This window comes from Bariatricus sp. TF06-38A (assembly GCF_027690675.1).
GTDB classification, from domain to species: Bacteria; Bacillota; Clostridia; order Lachnospirales; family Lachnospiraceae; genus Allocoprococcus; species Allocoprococcus comes.
Map to the genome: position 1 here is coordinate 24,171 of NZ_JAQFCE010000029.1, position 15,840 is coordinate 40,010.

The 15,840-nt window shown below is 29.3% G+C and carries 15 protein-coding genes; all 15 read left to right on the forward strand.

Annotated features, from left to right (window positions below):
- Nucleotides 1-3: 3 nt before the first annotated feature.
- A complete protein-coding gene (locus tag PG418_RS16440) occupies nt 4-1,497 on the forward strand; it encodes an acyl-CoA carboxylase subunit beta (protein ID WP_498837699.1) in 1,494 nt (497 codons plus the stop codon).
- A 32-nt stretch (nt 1,498-1,529) separates the two neighbouring features.
- Entirely contained in the window at nt 1,530-2,780 is a 1,251-nt protein-coding gene (locus PG418_RS16445) for a GDSL-type esterase/lipase family protein (RefSeq protein ID WP_498837700.1), read from the forward strand.
- A gap of 224 nt (nt 2,781-3,004) precedes the next feature.
- Nucleotides 3,005-5,311, forward strand: a complete 2,307-nt coding sequence (locus tag PG418_RS16450) for a B12-binding domain-containing radical SAM protein (RefSeq protein WP_498837701.1) — start codon at nt 3,005-3,007, stop codon at nt 5,309-5,311.
- A gap of 74 nt (nt 5,312-5,385) precedes the next feature.
- Nucleotides 5,386-6,753, forward strand: a complete 1,368-nt coding sequence (locus tag PG418_RS16455; RefSeq protein WP_498837702.1) for a B12-binding domain-containing radical SAM protein — start codon at nt 5,386-5,388, stop codon at nt 6,751-6,753.
- Nucleotides 6,754-6,757: 4 nt separating this feature from the next.
- Entirely contained in the window at nt 6,758-8,236 is a 1,479-nt protein-coding gene (locus tag PG418_RS16460) for a class I adenylate-forming enzyme family protein (protein ID WP_101883888.1), read from the forward strand.
- A 21-nt stretch (nt 8,237-8,257) separates the two neighbouring features.
- Nucleotides 8,258-8,710 carry an acyl-CoA thioesterase gene (locus PG418_RS16465; RefSeq protein ID WP_180958631.1) on the forward strand — a complete coding sequence of 151 codons (453 nt, stop codon included), beginning with the start codon at nt 8,258-8,260 and terminating at the stop codon, nt 8,708-8,710.
- 56 nt (nt 8,711-8,766) lie between these two features.
- Nucleotides 8,767-9,162 carry an acyl carrier protein gene (locus PG418_RS16470; protein WP_101883886.1) on the forward strand — a complete coding sequence of 132 codons (396 nt, stop codon included), beginning with the start codon at nt 8,767-8,769 and terminating at the stop codon, nt 9,160-9,162.
- Nucleotides 9,163-9,266: 104 nt separating this feature from the next.
- A complete protein-coding gene (locus PG418_RS16475; protein ID WP_101883885.1) occupies nt 9,267-9,746 on the forward strand; it encodes a hotdog fold domain-containing protein in 480 nt (159 codons plus the stop codon).
- Nucleotides 9,724-10,545: a cyclase family protein gene (locus PG418_RS16480; protein WP_101883884.1), complete on the forward strand. Its 822-nt coding sequence runs from the start codon at nt 9,724-9,726 to the stop codon at nt 10,543-10,545. The genes PG418_RS16475 and PG418_RS16480 overlap by 23 nt, the downstream gene beginning before the upstream one ends.
- Before the next feature lie 26 nt (nt 10,546-10,571).
- Nucleotides 10,572-11,033, forward strand: a complete 462-nt coding sequence (locus PG418_RS16485) for an ApeI family dehydratase (protein WP_498837703.1) — start codon at nt 10,572-10,574, stop codon at nt 11,031-11,033.
- Between the two features lie 53 nt (nt 11,034-11,086).
- Nucleotides 11,087-11,842, forward strand: coding sequence for an SDR family NAD(P)-dependent oxidoreductase (locus PG418_RS16490; RefSeq protein ID WP_498837704.1), 756 nt, complete (start codon nt 11,087-11,089; stop codon nt 11,840-11,842).
- Between the two features lie 32 nt (nt 11,843-11,874).
- A complete protein-coding gene (locus PG418_RS16495) occupies nt 11,875-13,131 on the forward strand; it encodes a beta-ketoacyl synthase N-terminal-like domain-containing protein (protein WP_498837705.1) in 1,257 nt (418 codons plus the stop codon).
- Nucleotides 13,100-14,386, forward strand: coding sequence for a beta-ketoacyl-[acyl-carrier-protein] synthase family protein (locus PG418_RS16500; protein ID WP_498837706.1), 1,287 nt, complete (start codon nt 13,100-13,102; stop codon nt 14,384-14,386). Before PG418_RS16495 ends, PG418_RS16500 begins: the two co-directional genes overlap by 32 nt.
- Before the next feature lie 45 nt (nt 14,387-14,431).
- Nucleotides 14,432-14,989 (forward strand): NAD(P)H-dependent oxidoreductase, encoded by a 558-nt coding sequence (locus PG418_RS16505; protein ID WP_101883879.1) that lies wholly within the window; start codon nt 14,432-14,434, stop codon nt 14,987-14,989.
- Entirely contained in the window at nt 14,982-15,653 is a 672-nt protein-coding gene (locus tag PG418_RS16510) for a hypothetical protein (protein WP_498837707.1), read from the forward strand. Before PG418_RS16505 ends, PG418_RS16510 begins: the two co-directional genes overlap by 8 nt.
- The last annotated feature ends 187 nt before the right edge of the window (nt 15,654-15,840 follow it).

Here is a 15,840-nt window from a genome sequence, read left to right on the forward strand (position 1 = left end):
GTAGTGCAAGGGAAATATGATATAGAAAAACAACATAAAATGCATAAATTGCATGCTATAGAGCGAATTAAGTATTTATTAGATGATAATTCGTTTCATGAATATGGTAGTAATATAGGAAGTTATGGGGAAGAGTATGAGTGTGAGAAATCCTTTCCATACGATGGAGTAATAACGGGATATGGATATATTCATCGTAAATTGGTGTTCATATATTCACAAGATTTTACTGTATGTGGGGGAACTGTTGGAAAAGCTCATGGGAGAAAAATTGCAATTACGATAAAAAAAGCTATTGAAAATAAATGCCCTGTAATAGGAATTTGTGACTCAGGAGGTGCTAGAATTCAAGAAGGTGTTAACGCATTGGCCGGATATGGCGATATATTTTTTTATAATACTTTAGCTTCAGGTTATATACCGCAAATTTCTATTATTGCTGGTACTTGCGCAGGAGGAGCTGTGTATTCGCCAGCAATTACAGATTTTATTTTTATGATAAAAAATGTCGGATATATGTTTGTAACAGGTCCAAAAGTGATTCAGGATGTAACTGGAAAAATATGCAGTATGAATGAATTAGGAGGAAGTAGTATACATGCCGAGTATTCTGGGGTAGCTCATTTTATTTCTGAAACAGAAAAAGAATGTTTTAATGAAGTAAGGAAATTGATAAAGATGATTCCATCTTCAAATATTTTAAACAAGAATGAGAACTTTAAATTTAGTCAAAAATATTTTTCACAGATTGGGACATTTGTACCAAAGGAACAACGAAAAGTTTACGATATACATAGGATAATTGATGAATTGTTAGATAAAAATACATTCATGGAAATTCAGAAAAAATTTGCTGGAAACATAGTAATTGGATTAGGAACTTTTTGTGGAATGACCGTAGGTATAGTTGCTAATCAACCTAAAGTATTGGGAGGAGTATTAGACAGCGATGCTAGTGATAAAGCAGCTAGATTTGTTCGTTATTGCGATTCTTTTAATATTCCTATTATTACGTTAGTGGATGTTCCTGGATTTGTACCAAGCATAGAACAAGAAAAAAGTGGAATTATACGACATGGAGCAAAATTATTATATGCTTATGCGGAATCCACAGTGCCTAAAATTACTTTGATTTTGCGAAAGGCTTTCGGTGGTGCCTATATTGCTATGGGAAGTAAGCACTTAGGGGCAGATGCGGTATATGCTTGGCCTAATGTACAAATTTCAGTAATGGGGGCAGAAGGCGCTATAGATATCTTATACGGCAAAATATTATTAGATATGGGTGAAAAAGAAAAAGAAATTTTCAAAGAGAAAATGGAGAAAAAATATTCTCAAAAATATATGAATTCTTTGACTGCTGAAAAAGAGGGATATATAGATGAAATAATCTTGCCAGAAGAAACGAGAGAAAAGTTTTATCAGGATTTAGTTGCTTTTACAAATAAAGAACCTGTAATTCAAGTAACTAAAAAACATGGAAATATACCACTATAGATATGCATTATGAAAGATTATGAGGTGACATAATGAAAGAAACAAAATATTTAAACAAAATTTTAGCATCAATACTTGTTGTTATTTTAAGTGTATGTTTTCTTACTGGATTTGCACCAATAGAAAAGAATAAATGGATAGGGAGCTGGAATACAAGTGCTGTAAGTTTTGCTAATATGCAGAATAATGGATTCTTTAATTATAAAGATCAAACTTTGAGAACGATTGTAACACTAAGTTATGGTGGAACACAAGAAAGAATTAAATTTTCTAATGAATATGGAACAGGAAACTTAGAAATAGGAGCTGCAAGTGTTGCAATAGTGGATAAAAATGGTGTTGCAAAAAAAAATACAATAAAAAATATTACATTTAATGGGAAGGAAGAGATAGTTATAGAGGATGGTGAATATGTTTGGAGTGATCCAATAAATTTAACGGTAAGATCACAAGATAGAATTGCTGTAAGTACATATTTACCATCTCAAATGATAACTCCAACGGGTGGTTGTGGCAATGTCGAGGCATATGTTTCACCAAAAGGTAATTATACTCTTGCCGATTCTACACAAGAAAATTATACTCCAATAGTTATAAATGATTATCCAAACATTTCTTTATTTGTAAATTCAATAGAAGTATGTGCACCTGAAAGTACTAGAACTGCTATCGTATTTGGGGATTCTATATCAGCACTTTCGTGGCCAGAATATTTTACAGAAAAGTTGAATAAAAATGGGATTAATGATTTGGCGGTAATTAGAGAAACTATAGTTGGAAATAGAATTTTGCATGATACAGTAGAGAATTTACATGGTTTATTTGGTGCTTCCGGGGTATCGAGATTTGAAAAAGCTATTACAGGACATCCAGGAGCTGAATACGTAGTTGTTTTGGAAGGAATAAATGATATTATGTCTACTGGTCCAGGTGGAACATCTCCCAATAATGAGATTGTAAGTGCTGAACAAATCATAGATGGACTTCAAATTTATATTGATTTAGCACATAAGCATGGATTGAAAATATATGGAGCAACAATTATGCCTTTTGAAGGACATTTATCATATACAGAAGAAGAGGAAAATGTGCGTCAGGAAGTCAATAAATGGATTCGTTCAGGAGGAAAATTTGATGCAGTAATAGATTTTGATATGATTACTCGTAATCCTAGTAATATTAAGCAGTTATTACCAGCATATGATTCTGGCGATCACGTACATCCAAGTGAAGTTGGAAGTGCTGCTATGGCAGATGCGATTGATGTAGAATTATTTAGATAAAAGAATAACGTTGATTAATAATTTATCTGTGACCTCATGAATTAAGATGATTTTAGATAGTGTAGTAGTATAAAAGATACCATATATTATACGTCATATCTAATTGATGCAGTGTTACTTGTGATTGAAATAGACGTAGAGAAAAACATTTTATTTGCTGGATTTTTTATTATAGTCTATTTACATAAAGTCTTTTATAGTACAAATGGGAAGGGATAATTTAAATGCAGAGAAAATGGAAAGTCAAATTACCTTGTATAGATTTTAATAAGATATACACAAGCTCCGATCAAAATGTTTTGTTTAATAATAAAGATATAGAAAAACAATTATTTACATGTATTGAAAAAGGAGAAGAAAATATAGCAATAGATTTTAGTTATGATATTAGAGAAAAGATAGAGAACGTAAATAGCGAAAGCGAAGGTGTAAATGTATTTAAGAATTTAAAAAAATGTATATTTGAGTTAAATCCATACATTTGTAGACTTGATAATGAGCTATTAAAGCATTCAAAATTAGTAGAAAGGAACATTGGTATTACGGAATTAGTATTACTGAAAACGCATTGTTTTAATTATGTCGTGATTAATAAAGAAGTAGCCAATATCTTATTATATTTTAACGGGAAAAATACACTTGAGCAAATATATAATTTTATAAAAAATCAGAACAAAGACATTTATATTGTAAATGGAAAAATGGCTAAACATTCTTGGAAAGTATCTATAGATGAGAAGCATTTTAGATTGGCAAATGAAAAAAGTATTTTACAGATGATAGGATATTTGCTAGATGCCAATCTCATAAACATAGGTAGAAAAGAAGCAGATCAAAATGATGCTAAGTTTTTAATAAAATCTGATAGAGCATTAGATATTCAGGAATGTAAAGAAAAAAAAGAATTAATAAAAAGTGGAAAAACTGTGCTGTTATTAGCGGCAACACCTGGTACAGCAACTATTGGATTATTGTATATTGCATCGTATCTTCGAAGAAATGGTATTAATACATATTGTAAATATAACAATCTAAATGTTAATGAAGATGAGCTAAAAAAAGATATTGAAAAGTTATTATATAAATATAAACCTCAAATTATTGGAGTTAGTATAAAATGGTTTGTTCATATAGCTAGGGGGATTGAAATTTGTAAGATTATTAAGCAATTTGATGATAATATAAAAATTGTTATTGGGGGCAATACAGCTACATTATATGCGGAAAAATTTATTGAATATGACTTTATAGACTATGTGATTTGTGGTGATGGAGAAATTCCAATGTTAGAAATATGTAAAGAAGAAAAAAATATTCCTAATTGTATATATAAATTAAATGGGGAAGTTCAAAAGAATTCTATCACTTATATTCAGAACCGAGAAAATTCAAAAGATATTTTTTTGTCAAATTTAGACGAAATATTAATTTCAAAAGAAGACTTATATAGTGTACCAAACTATTATATTTACACGGGTAAAGGATGTTTGATGAATTGCTGCTATTGTGGCGGATGTTTACAAGCCCAAAAAAAACAATTTGGACGCTCAACAGCATTTTTACGAGAAAGCTGTGATGTAAAAAAAGATTTAATAGAATTAAAAAAATATGCATCTACCTTTATGTTTATTGACTCATTTGAAGTGGAAGTTATGAACTATTATCGAGAACTATGGGAAGGAATTGATCTAACTAATAAGTTTTGTCATTTTTATTTATACAAAATACCAGAAAAAGAATTTATAGAACTATTATCGAGAACATTTAAATATGCGTATGTAAATATTGATTTGTGTTCCTTATCAGAGAGGCACAGAAAATATTTGCATAAGATGGGAATGAGTAAAATATTACCTACAGATACAGAGGTATTAGATTTTTTAGAAGTATGTGATAAATATAAAAATGTAGAAATAAGTGTTAGTTTAATTTCGGGATTACCTTATTATACAAATATAGATATGAAACAAAGTGAAGAATTTTTACAGAAATTATTATACCATTCTTCGTTTAAGGGAGCTGAATGGGGACGGTTACATGCGCAGCCAGAAGCACCGATTATCAATGAATGTAGCAAGTATGAAATGAGAACTCAGGCTACTACATATGAAGAATTTTTGCATTATAGCGAATTAAATATGAAAGAAAGTAGTTATCCAGATGTGTACTCTTTTAACTTTCCTTATATTACATTTGATAAAAATAAATTTAATATAGAAATAGATATGCACTATAAAAAACTGTATGAGCTAATTAAAAAAAACTGTATTCGAGAAAGTAATACAATTTTGCATGAGGTAATTACATTTAAAGAGTTATATAGAAAAAGAGAGGAGATTTATAGAAAACTGAAAGAAAAACATATCGCAAGAAATAGTGTAGTTTATATTATAGAAAGACCATCTATCAATATGATTATTTATGTTTTGGAAATTAAAAAAATTACAGAGCAGTATATTTTAATTACACCAAATAAATATCAAGAAATAAAAGAAAATATAAAAAATGTTCCTGTTATTGAATGTGAATAGAAAATAAAATTATTCGGTAAATAATATTGAACTTAGAATAATTAGTATTTTAGATTTATAAGTGGAGGGAAAATATGAAAGTTTTATTGGTACAACCACCAGTTTTCGGATTAACTGTTAAAAGTAGAATTATTGAACCTTTGGCCTTAGAAATATTGGCAGCAACAATTAAGGAAAAGCATACTGTAAAAATATTAGATTTAAGAGTTGAAGATAGATTTGAAGAGGAACTTATAGAATTTAATCCAGATGTTGTCGGAATTACATGCTATATTTGTCAGGTTAACTATGTCAAAAAATATTTACATATAATAAAAAAAGTTAATAGCAAAATAGTCACTATTGTTGGCGGTGAACAGCCTACACATGCACCAGAAGAATTTAATTTCCCAGAACTTGATTATATTTCAATGGGTGATGGGGAAAGAAGTTTTCCGGAACTTATTGATTATATTGAAAATAAAAATAGAAATATATTTGAGATACCAGGAATCGTTTCCGTAAAAAAAGGAAAATTAACATTTGGCTCACCTAAAGAGATTTTACATGATTTAAGTATTAGTCCAATTCCAGCGAGAGAATTAACAGAAAAATATCGGACATTTTATAAATTTGCGGGCTGGCATGATTTAGCAGCATTATCGACATCAAGAGGCTGTATGTATCGTTGTAATTTTTGCACAATTTGGAAAATAAGAGATGGAATAGTAGCTCATTTTCCTATTGAACGTGTAATACAAGAATTACAAATGATTAAAGAAAAAAACATATATTTTTGTGAAGCCCATTCATTTCAAGATGCCACATATTCAGAAAAGTTATATGAAAAAATTGTAGAGTATGGAATTAAAAAAAATTATATGGCCTATGTAAGAGTTAATACAGCAATTAAACACATAGATCTTTTAAAAAAATGGAGAAAAATAGGGTTAAAGAGAGTTTTTATAGGGATTGAAACAATAACAGATAAGCGTTTAAAGAATTTTCATAAAGCAACAAATAGTGATCAAAATGAAAAAGCCGTACGTCTGTTGCATGATGCCGGCATAGAGATAATGTCTAGTTTTATTATTGATTTAGATTTTGACGAAGAAGACTTTGAAATCTTAGGAGAATGGGTTAAGAGAATGAATTTGACTATGCCAATATTTAATATTATTACTCCTTTACCAGGAAATGATATGTATGATCAAAACAAAGAGAAATTGCAGAAAATATCATATGAATATTTCGATTTTAATCATGCGCTATTGGAAACAAAATTACCGATAAATAAATTTTATAGTCTTTTGGCAAAGTTATATAGAGATACATATAGCAATAATTTATCTGATTATGTAAAAGAAAAATTAGGATATGATGATGAGAAAATGAAAAAGAGAAAGATGACAGGTGAATTATTAGCTAGAAATATAGAAATGAATATACGGGAAGGAAAGTGATAGTATGTATGATGAATTGGAATTTTGGAAGTGTCCTAATCCTGAAGCAATTGCATTTGAATATAAAAAAAATATTATTACATACAAAGAATTAAATGAAAAGATTAATTCTATAAAAGTATACTTTGATGAACTGGGAATAAAAAAATATGATCATGTTATTTTAATTATAAACAATCCCTTGATGTATATGGAGATTTTTCTTGCGTTGTGGAAGATGAATGTGACAATTATTCCTTTAGATTATCAATTGAGTTTATCTCAGATGAAAGAAATTATTCAAATCTCAGATGCAAATTACATTATATCGAACAAAGATAGTATGTCTAGTGAATTTGAGAATATGGATAAAGAGTATAGCAATCTAAAAAAAATATTGATGATTAGAAAAAGAGAAGCCAATGTAATAACAGTAAATTCAGACTCTAAAAAGGTATCATGGATCAAAAAGAATGATTTTGATATAGGATATATTATGCTGTTTACTTCAGGAACAAGTGGACATAGTAAAGGGGTTTTGCTGAGAAAGGAACTCTTCTTGAGAAATGTTAAACAGGTAATCGAATACACATCCTTGACAAATGAAGATGTGTTACTGGTAAATTTACCTCTTTCATATTCTTTTGCATTGTCAGAAGTGTGTGCACATTTATTGTGCGGAGGGAAAATTATATTAAGCACAAATAATGTTTATAATGCCTTGATATTATTAGAAATTAAAGAGAAAAATGTAACAAATTATCCGGCAACCCCTTATTTCTACGAAACTTTAGCGAAAGATATTGAATTAGGGAAAGAACTAAGTGTTGGAAATTTGAAATTTTTTATGAGTGCAGGCGGATATCTAAATCCGTTTGTAATAGAAACAATAGTAAAGAAATTTCCTGGGATTAGTTTTTATAATAATTATGGACAGACAGAAGCAAGTCCAAGACTCTGTTTCAAATGCTTTAATTCAGAAAGTAAAGATTTTTTGGGAGTCGGTACTCCGCTGAAGGGAGTAGAAATAGATATTTTCGATAATAACAGGCATAAGTTAAAAGAGGGTAATATCGGAGAAATAGGATATAAGTCAGAATATTTAATGTTGGGATACTATAAAAATAAAATATTAAATAAAAACGAATATTTTATGTCAGGTGACTTGGGCTATTTTGAAAAGGGAAATTTGGTAATTGTGGGGAGAACAGATTCTTTAATAAAAATAAACGGAAGAAAAGTATATAAAAACCGTATTGAAAACACTTTATTTCAATTACCATATATAAGCAATATAAAAATAAAAAAGGAACGACATGATATTTACGGAGAATATTTTGTTGCGTATGTAGTACCGAAGAAGGACGAAAATCCCAAAGAAGTTATAGATAAAGTATATGAATTTTGTAAATTAAATTTTAATTTATATGAGAGACCTAAAAAGATAGTCATATGTAATGAAATACACTTATCAAGTAATAAAAAAGTACAATTAAAAGAATAAGCTAGAATGGAGAAGAAAAATATGAAGGTGGATAATCTAATAGCAGATAAAGAGTATAGTATCAATAAACTAAAAAAGCGGATATACTATGCAGAAACAGATGCAGGTGGAATAGTATATTACGCAAATTTGTGTAAATATATTGAAGCTGGATGTTCTGAATGGTTTAGAAAATTTGGTATACCATTTAGTGAATTGACAAAAGAATATGGATTGTTTTTTGTCATGAAAGATGTACATTTACATTATAAAATACCGATTAAATATGATGAAGAAATAGTAATATGTACTGAGATTGAAAAAATAAAATATTTTTCTATTCAATTCAAAACAGAAGTGTTTGTAAATAATCAAAAATGTTATTGTGCTGAGAATACAATGGTTCCTGTAGATATAAAAACAAAGAAGCCAATGAAAATACCAGACAAACTTCTCAATAAAATAACAGAGAGGACAGATATTACTATATGTTAAGAAGATAATTATAAGTATAATAGTTATCTTTTCATAAAACTAAAGGAGGATTTATTATGAGTACAAATCATGAAAACAGAAGCGAATTAACAAAAAAAGTAAAGGAGTTATTATCCAAGGTTTTAGACATCGAAGAAGATGAAATGCAATTGGATACATTGTTGTTTAAAGAATTAGCAATTGAATCTGCAGAAACGTTAGAAATTACTTTTCGGTTAGAGCAAGAATTTAGTATATCAATAGGAGAGGCAGAATTTTGGAATATTGCTAATTTAATTGCTAACGAAGATATGATTGTTGATGGTAATTTTACGGAGGAGGCAAAAACCCTTATTAAAGAGAATATATCTATTACTGATAGTGAAATTGAAGAACTTCATAGTCCTTTTGAAATATATGATTATATTTCTGTTAAGGATTTAGTTGATTATTTGGAGAAGAAATTGAATTAAATTTAGTTGGGATCTATTTGAACTTCCGCATATTTTGTGTTTATAGACAAGATATGCGGAAATACTAAAATATTGCATAAGGAAGATAGTTGGAGAGATAGACTATGAATTATATGAAAATGATAAAGTTTAAAAGTGTAGATTTAAATAAATCAACAGCTAGTTTAAGTTTCCAAGAGCGAGAAGAAGACTTGAAGAATGAACTTGAATGCAATAACATAGTTCCTTATTTCACCTTGATAGAAGCTATTTTTCAGACAGCAGGGAGAGTGGCTAGAGAACATTCCCAAAATATGTATGGGGGTATTATAGTAAGCTTTAATGAATTTTGTTTTCATAGACCTGTTTTTTTGAATGAAAAAATAACGATAAAAGCTAAGATTGTATCATACAATGAAAATTTGAAAATATATTTTTTTTCAGTTTCAGTTTATGGAGAAAATGACATTATTATAAAAGATGGTGCTGTGTTAATCAAACAAGAAAAAATAATTAAGTCTAATTACTTAAACAATAGTATGGAAACCTCTATTGAAGAAAATATGAATAAGTGTGGTTATAATGAGCGAAGTATTAAAGAATGAACATAGAAATATAGATTTAACCAATCTAAGAGTTTTGGAATTGGGTATTGGAATTCCATTTTCGGGCAATAGCACGACTGATTATATAAAATATAAAAAGAAATATTTGTTTACTCATGATGATGAACGATGGAACGGAAAGCCAGATAGGTTAAGTTTTTATAAAGAGCTTATAGAGATGGATTTACATAGTATTTCTCATATAGATGCACTCAACCATGCAGCTATTCATAAGGTAGGATATAATTCAGCGCATTATGAAGGAAATCCTGAAATATATGTAAATGGGTCAGACGAAATTCCGATTATTCATGGAAAAGCTATGATACTTGATTTGCCCCGATTTTTAAATGTAAATTATATAAATCCTGATGAAGAAATTACAGTGGATATTATAATGCAATGTCTGAAATATCAAAAGATGAACATTGAGGACTATGAAATTGTATTATTTAGAACTGGACATATAAAATTTTGGCTTCAGGGCGAATATGAGGAATATTATAAAAAGGAGGCAGGACTTGGAATAGATGCAATCTTATGGTTAGCGAGCAAAAATATTAAAGCAATAGGAGCGGATAATTTTGCCATAGAACATATTCCAACTAAAAAAAATTTATATTCCACGTTTTATCCAGGACATAAGAAACTATTAATAGAAAAAGGAGCCTATATAATGGAAAACTTAAATTTGGAAGTTTTATCCGAAAATGGATTAAATCAAATTTATTTTTTAGCAGTTCCAGTCAGATTCAATAATGCTTCTGCTGCATTAATAAATCCAGTAGCTCTTGTATGACTTTTATGAAGGAGATATTAGATGTTATGAGAAATATTTTTATTGATTCATTAAGAAGAATAGATAAGTTTAATATTGAAGGAAGCAAATACTTATCTTTGAACGAGGATATTTTTAGAGATCATTTCCCTAATAGTCCCTTGTTACCAGCAGCAATGATGATAGAAGGAAGTATACAATTAAGTAGGATATATTTTTGGCATATAACGAATTTCAAGAATAGTCTAATACCGATGTCTTTTAGCCATTTTAAATTTTTTGACTTAGTTCGTCCAGGAAATATTTTAGACATATCTTTAGATATTACCAAAGGCAATGTGGAGAGTTACCAGATTGGTGATGAAGTGAGAATAAAGACTATAGGGTATTGTAATGATAAAAAGGTATTTCAGGGTGTTATCCAATTTAGAATTGTAGAATTTGAGAAATTGCATAATAAAGAAGAATGTGGCAATTATTTGAGTTTTTTGTATGAAAATATGAAATGAAAATTTAAAGGAATGAGGTGACAATCAGTAGAATGAAATTTTACTGAGAAAAAATGGAATATAATTTAGATGGAAAAACTGTAATTATTACGGGTGGAAGTAGGGGAATTGGACGAGAAATGGTGAGAGCTTTTGCGGAAGCAGGGGCTAATGTATATTTCACATATCTTTCTAATCATATCAAAGCTCAAAATGTGCAAGAAGAATTTGGTAAACGTTATCATTCAAAAATAAATAGTCGCTCAGTAGATGGAAGGGGAGGATCAGAAGTAAAAAATTTTATTGAAGATATTATAAAGGAAACCGGAAAAATTGATATACTCATTAATTGTGCAGGATATATATCAAGAGGTTTTTTCCTTAATACAACAGAGGATGTTTGGAAAAATACTTTAGATTCAAATGTAAATAGTATATTTCATTATAGTAAATATGTATTAAAACATATGATTTTACAAAAAAGTGGATGTATTATCAATATTTCCTCAGTTTCTGCACATTTTCCTGCTAAAGGGCAAGCCGCTTATAGTACTTCTAAAGGTGCCATAGAATCTCTTACAAAAGCTCTTGCACTTGAATATGGAAAATATAATATTAGAGTGAACACGATAGCTCCGGGCTTAATAGAAACAGAAGTTGTAAAAACTATATCACCTAAAGTTAAAAGTGAAATTTTAACTAAAACTCCTTTGGGAAGATTTGGAAGGGCAGATGATATTAGCAATTTAGCATTATTTTTATCGAGCGAAAGAGCTTCATATATTACAGGTACGCAAATTTTAGTTACAGGAGGAAGGCATTTAGAGTAAAATTCTAGTTTTGTGGATTAGGAGGAATAGACGTGAAAAGAAATGTTGTAATAACAGGTATGGAATGTATTACATCTCTTGGAAATGATATTGAGGAAACATGGGAAAAAATAATAAAGGTAGAAAATGGAATTGACAAAATCGAAAGATTTAATGTATCACAATATCCTTGTCAGTTTGGGGGTGAAATCAAAAAGTTTAGTGCACGAAGAAGTGGATTGAAACGCAGTAATATAATGCTAAAATATAATCAATATGAATTGGTAGCAGTAATGCAGGCTATAAAAAGATATAAGTGGTTTGAGGATGTGAACGATCAAAGAGAAAATTGTGCCATTTATCTTGGAAATCAGAGCATAAATTTAGATGAAGAATTGTATGAAACCATAATTAATATTTCTGAGAAAAATATGAAGAAAATACAACTGCCAAATATTGGTAAGAATTTGGATAAATTTCCTCCGTTAAATGGAATTAAACTCTTACCTACATTGCCGACACATTTTATTGCTAAAGAATATAATTTGCATGGAAGCGCAAATGTATTATACTCAGGTGATGTTTCTTCTATAGAAGCAATATTACACGCTGCTTGGGATATAGAAGCTGGATATTATGAAAAAGCGATAGTTGCTTCTACATATAATCCATTTACTCCTCATGAATTTTTGTGGTTAAGCAATTCAAAATTAGCGAGGAAAACGACTCCTATGGATGTTTCATATCAATTGAGTGCTCCTTTTAGCAATAAAAATGAAGGCATTATATATGGTGAAGGCGCAGGGGCTCTTCTCATTGAAAGTGAAGAAAGTGCAATACAAAATAATAGAAATATATTAGCCTATATATATGGTGGTACAATGCATACTTTTCCCGAAGAAGATTTTTTTAAATTATCTAAATGTGGATTCAGAAAACATATGGAAGATACTTTGGAAATATGCTCAATGAAAAAAGAAGATATAAGTTTATTATATGCAAATGCGCCATCATATGCTGATTGGGATAATGCAGAAATTGAAGCAATTGAAGAAATATGGAATGAAAATCCTATTGCTGTAACGTCTACGAAAGCTAATATAGGCTTTCTTGGTTGTGCAGCAGGTATGATAGATTGTATACTAGCCATTAAATCAATTAATCAAAATAGTTTCCCCAAATTAAGAAATGCTAAAATGGATTATAGGCAATATTTTTCCGAGGACAGAAAATATATTGACAAATGTTTGATTAATACTGCAGGAATAGGTGGAAATTATGGATCCATTATTATTGGAAAGAAGGCATAAGATGTTAGATAAAATTGTTATAACAGGTATAAGTGCGATTACTCCGCTTGGAAATGATATAGACACTATTGTAGACAATCTAAAAAAAGGAAAATCGGGAATAGGTTATATTGATAGATATAATTTAGGTGAATTTCCTGTGCGACATGGTGGAACTATTGATATAGTAGATCTGTGTAAAGTGAAATATCCATATGAAGGGAATTTGCAGTTTAAATTATTTTATTATTGTTTAAAAAAATTATTTTTGCAATATAAAAATATATATTCTTCTGATAGAATAGCATGTTGTATTGGAACGAACCCCAATATTGCCGCTCCAGATGATGTTGTGTATCTCGGCGAGCAGTATTGGAAACTTAAGAGTAACGAATTACATATGAATTATACAAATGAAAATTTACATATGAATACGTTAATGAATATAAATCCTTCATTATTGACGTATTATGCAGCAAAAGATTTTAATATTAATGGAATATGTGCTTGCAATTTTGGAACATGTGCAGCATCAAGCCAAGCTATTGGAGATTCCTATCATCTTTTGAAAAATAAAAGAGCGGATATGGTAATTTGTGGTGGAATATCATTATGTTTGGATCCTATAGCAATAGCGAGACTTTGCAGATTAAATGCCTTAGAATTAACTAAAGAAAATGTGAAAAGTAATTGCGCACCATTCGATAAACATAGGGCTGGGTTTACGATAGGCGAAGGTTGTATTCTTTTTATGATGGAAAGAGAAAGTGATGCTAAAAAAAGAAACGCGAAAATATTTGCAGAAGTCAAAGGATATGGTGCTTCAATGGATGGATTTTCGTTAACTGATCCACACGAAGAAGGACTAGGAATGCAATTGGCAATGATAAGAGCAATTGAAGATGCTAAATTATCTATTGATAAGATTGATTATGTCAATGCGCATGGTACCGGTACAAAGAAAAATGACAAATATGAAACTATGGCAATTAAAAAAGTTTTTAAAGAATATGCTAACACATTGGATATAAGCTCTACAAAATCTATGCATGGACATCTATTAACAGCAGGTGGGGCAATGGAAATGCTTGTATCAATTATTTCCATTCAAAAAGGTTTCGTACCTCCCACGATTAATTATAGAACCAAAGATCCAGAATGTGATTTATCTTATACGCCTAATATCGTTAAATATAAAGAAATTAATAATGTTTTATCAAATTCATTTGGATTAGGGGGTGTAAATGCATCGTTAGTTATTTCAAAATATATCTAAATGAAGAATTGCAAGATTTGAAAATAGAGGTGATAGATTAAAATAATGAAAATTATATTGATTTATGACAAAGACAATGAAACAGAAAATAGTAAAAAACTTAAAGATTTTTTGTTAGAATATTGTAGACTCTCTAAATATATGATAAAAGTCTTTGATGTTACTAAATATAATGTAAAAAGTTGTTCAGGTTGTATAGGGTGTTGGATTAAGACACCGGGAAAATGTGTAAAGGATGATTTGCTTAATCAAATTAATTATTCATTAGTTAATTCGGATATAGCAATATTTATATCAGCTATTTCTTTTGGACAATATAGTGCTACAATAAAAAATGTAATGGATCGTTATATACCTAATGTTTTACCTTTTTATACTAAAAAAGGCAAAGTTACGATTCATCCAGAACGATATGATGAACAACCATTACAAATACTTATAGGGCATGGTGAAATGTTAAGTAATGAAGAAAAGGATACTTTTACTTCTTTAACTGATGGAAAATATAATAAAGGCTTTAACAAAGTATTTATATGTGGTTCTAAAGAAAGAAATGTAGATATAGAAAATAAAATAATAAATATTTTGGAGGAGTATGATTAAAAAAATTTGTTTTATTAACGGAAGTCCGAAAGGCATTAATTCAAATTCTTGTTTTCTTCTTCAACTACTTCAGAAAAATCTTTTGCCATATCCGCAATGTTATATAGATATTAGCAAAGGGAAAGAAATGCAATCATCTTTATTTGAACCTTTAAATCAGTCAGACATAATAGTCGTTGCGTTTCCATTATATGTTTATTGTGTTCCAGGGCTTTTGATGCAGTTTTTAGAAGAGTATTGCAAACATTATAAAAGCAGAGCTTGTGTAAACAAAAGGAGTCTATATGCAATAATAAATTGTGCATTTCCTGAACCTCGGATATGCCAGGAAGCAATAGAGGTTATGAAACATTTTTGTGTAAAGGCAGGATTGGACTGGAAATTTGCAATTGTAATTGGTAATGGTAATGTAATAAACTCAATAAAAAAGGTGAAAAGTTTAGAGTTTCTTTTATCTGATATATATGAAGGGATAAAGTGCTTAGAAAGAGATATTAAAAATCCTTCTGAGCGTAAAAAATCAGATATGTATGTTATTCCTTATTCGACAAGTTTACTAAATGTAAATAACGGAAAAGCAAAATGGGTAAAATATGCATATCAAAATGGATTGACAGAACAAGATTTATATCGTACACCATTTAAGGAAAAGTTAGAAATTTAAAGTAAGTAAAGTGATTTATGGAGAGATATTACTTACATCTGGATTTGTCATTGAAGGGAAATATAAAAAGTGTTTTATACTGTCTGAGACTGTATAAAACACTTTTTATTATCAAGATAATGATAAAAAGAGATTTTGACATGAAAGTTATTTTTTTTGACAACAAAAAATAACTTTTCAAAAAATA

Bases quoted from the DNA above. Each gene is read 5' to 3' on its own strand.
- PG418_RS16470 (WP_101883886.1), top strand. From the start codon at position 8,767: ATGAGTACAAATCATGAAAACAGAAGCGAATTAACAAAAAAAGTAAAG.
- PG418_RS16480 (WP_101883884.1), top strand. From the start codon at position 9,724: ATGAGCGAAGTATTAAAGAATGAACATAGAAATATAGATTTAACCAAT.
- PG418_RS16510 (WP_498837707.1), top strand. From the start codon at position 14,982: ATGATTAAAAAAATTTGTTTTATTAACGGAAGTCCGAAAGGCATTAAT.
- PG418_RS16460 (WP_101883888.1), top strand. From the start codon at position 6,758: ATGTATGATGAATTGGAATTTTGGAAGTGTCCTAATCCTGAAGCAATT.
- PG418_RS16485 (WP_498837703.1), top strand. From the start codon at position 10,572: ATGAGAAATATTTTTATTGATTCATTAAGAAGAATAGATAAGTTTAAT.
- PG418_RS16505 (WP_101883879.1), top strand. From the start codon at position 14,432: ATGAAAATTATATTGATTTATGACAAAGACAATGAAACAGAAAATAGT.
- PG418_RS16445 (WP_498837700.1), top strand. From the start codon at position 1,530: ATGAAAGAAACAAAATATTTAAACAAAATTTTAGCATCAATACTTGTT.
- PG418_RS16450 (WP_498837701.1), top strand. From the start codon at position 3,005: ATGCAGAGAAAATGGAAAGTCAAATTACCTTGTATAGATTTTAATAAG.
- PG418_RS16475 (WP_101883885.1), top strand. From the start codon at position 9,267: ATGAATTATATGAAAATGATAAAGTTTAAAAGTGTAGATTTAAATAAA.
- PG418_RS16465 (WP_180958631.1), top strand. From the start codon at position 8,258: ATGAAGGTGGATAATCTAATAGCAGATAAAGAGTATAGTATCAATAAA.
- PG418_RS16455 (WP_498837702.1), top strand. From the start codon at position 5,386: ATGAAAGTTTTATTGGTACAACCACCAGTTTTCGGATTAACTGTTAAA.
- PG418_RS16500 (WP_498837706.1), top strand. From the start codon at position 13,100: ATGGATCCATTATTATTGGAAAGAAGGCATAAGATGTTAGATAAAATT.
- PG418_RS16490 (WP_498837704.1), top strand. From the start codon at position 11,087: ATGGAATATAATTTAGATGGAAAAACTGTAATTATTACGGGTGGAAGT.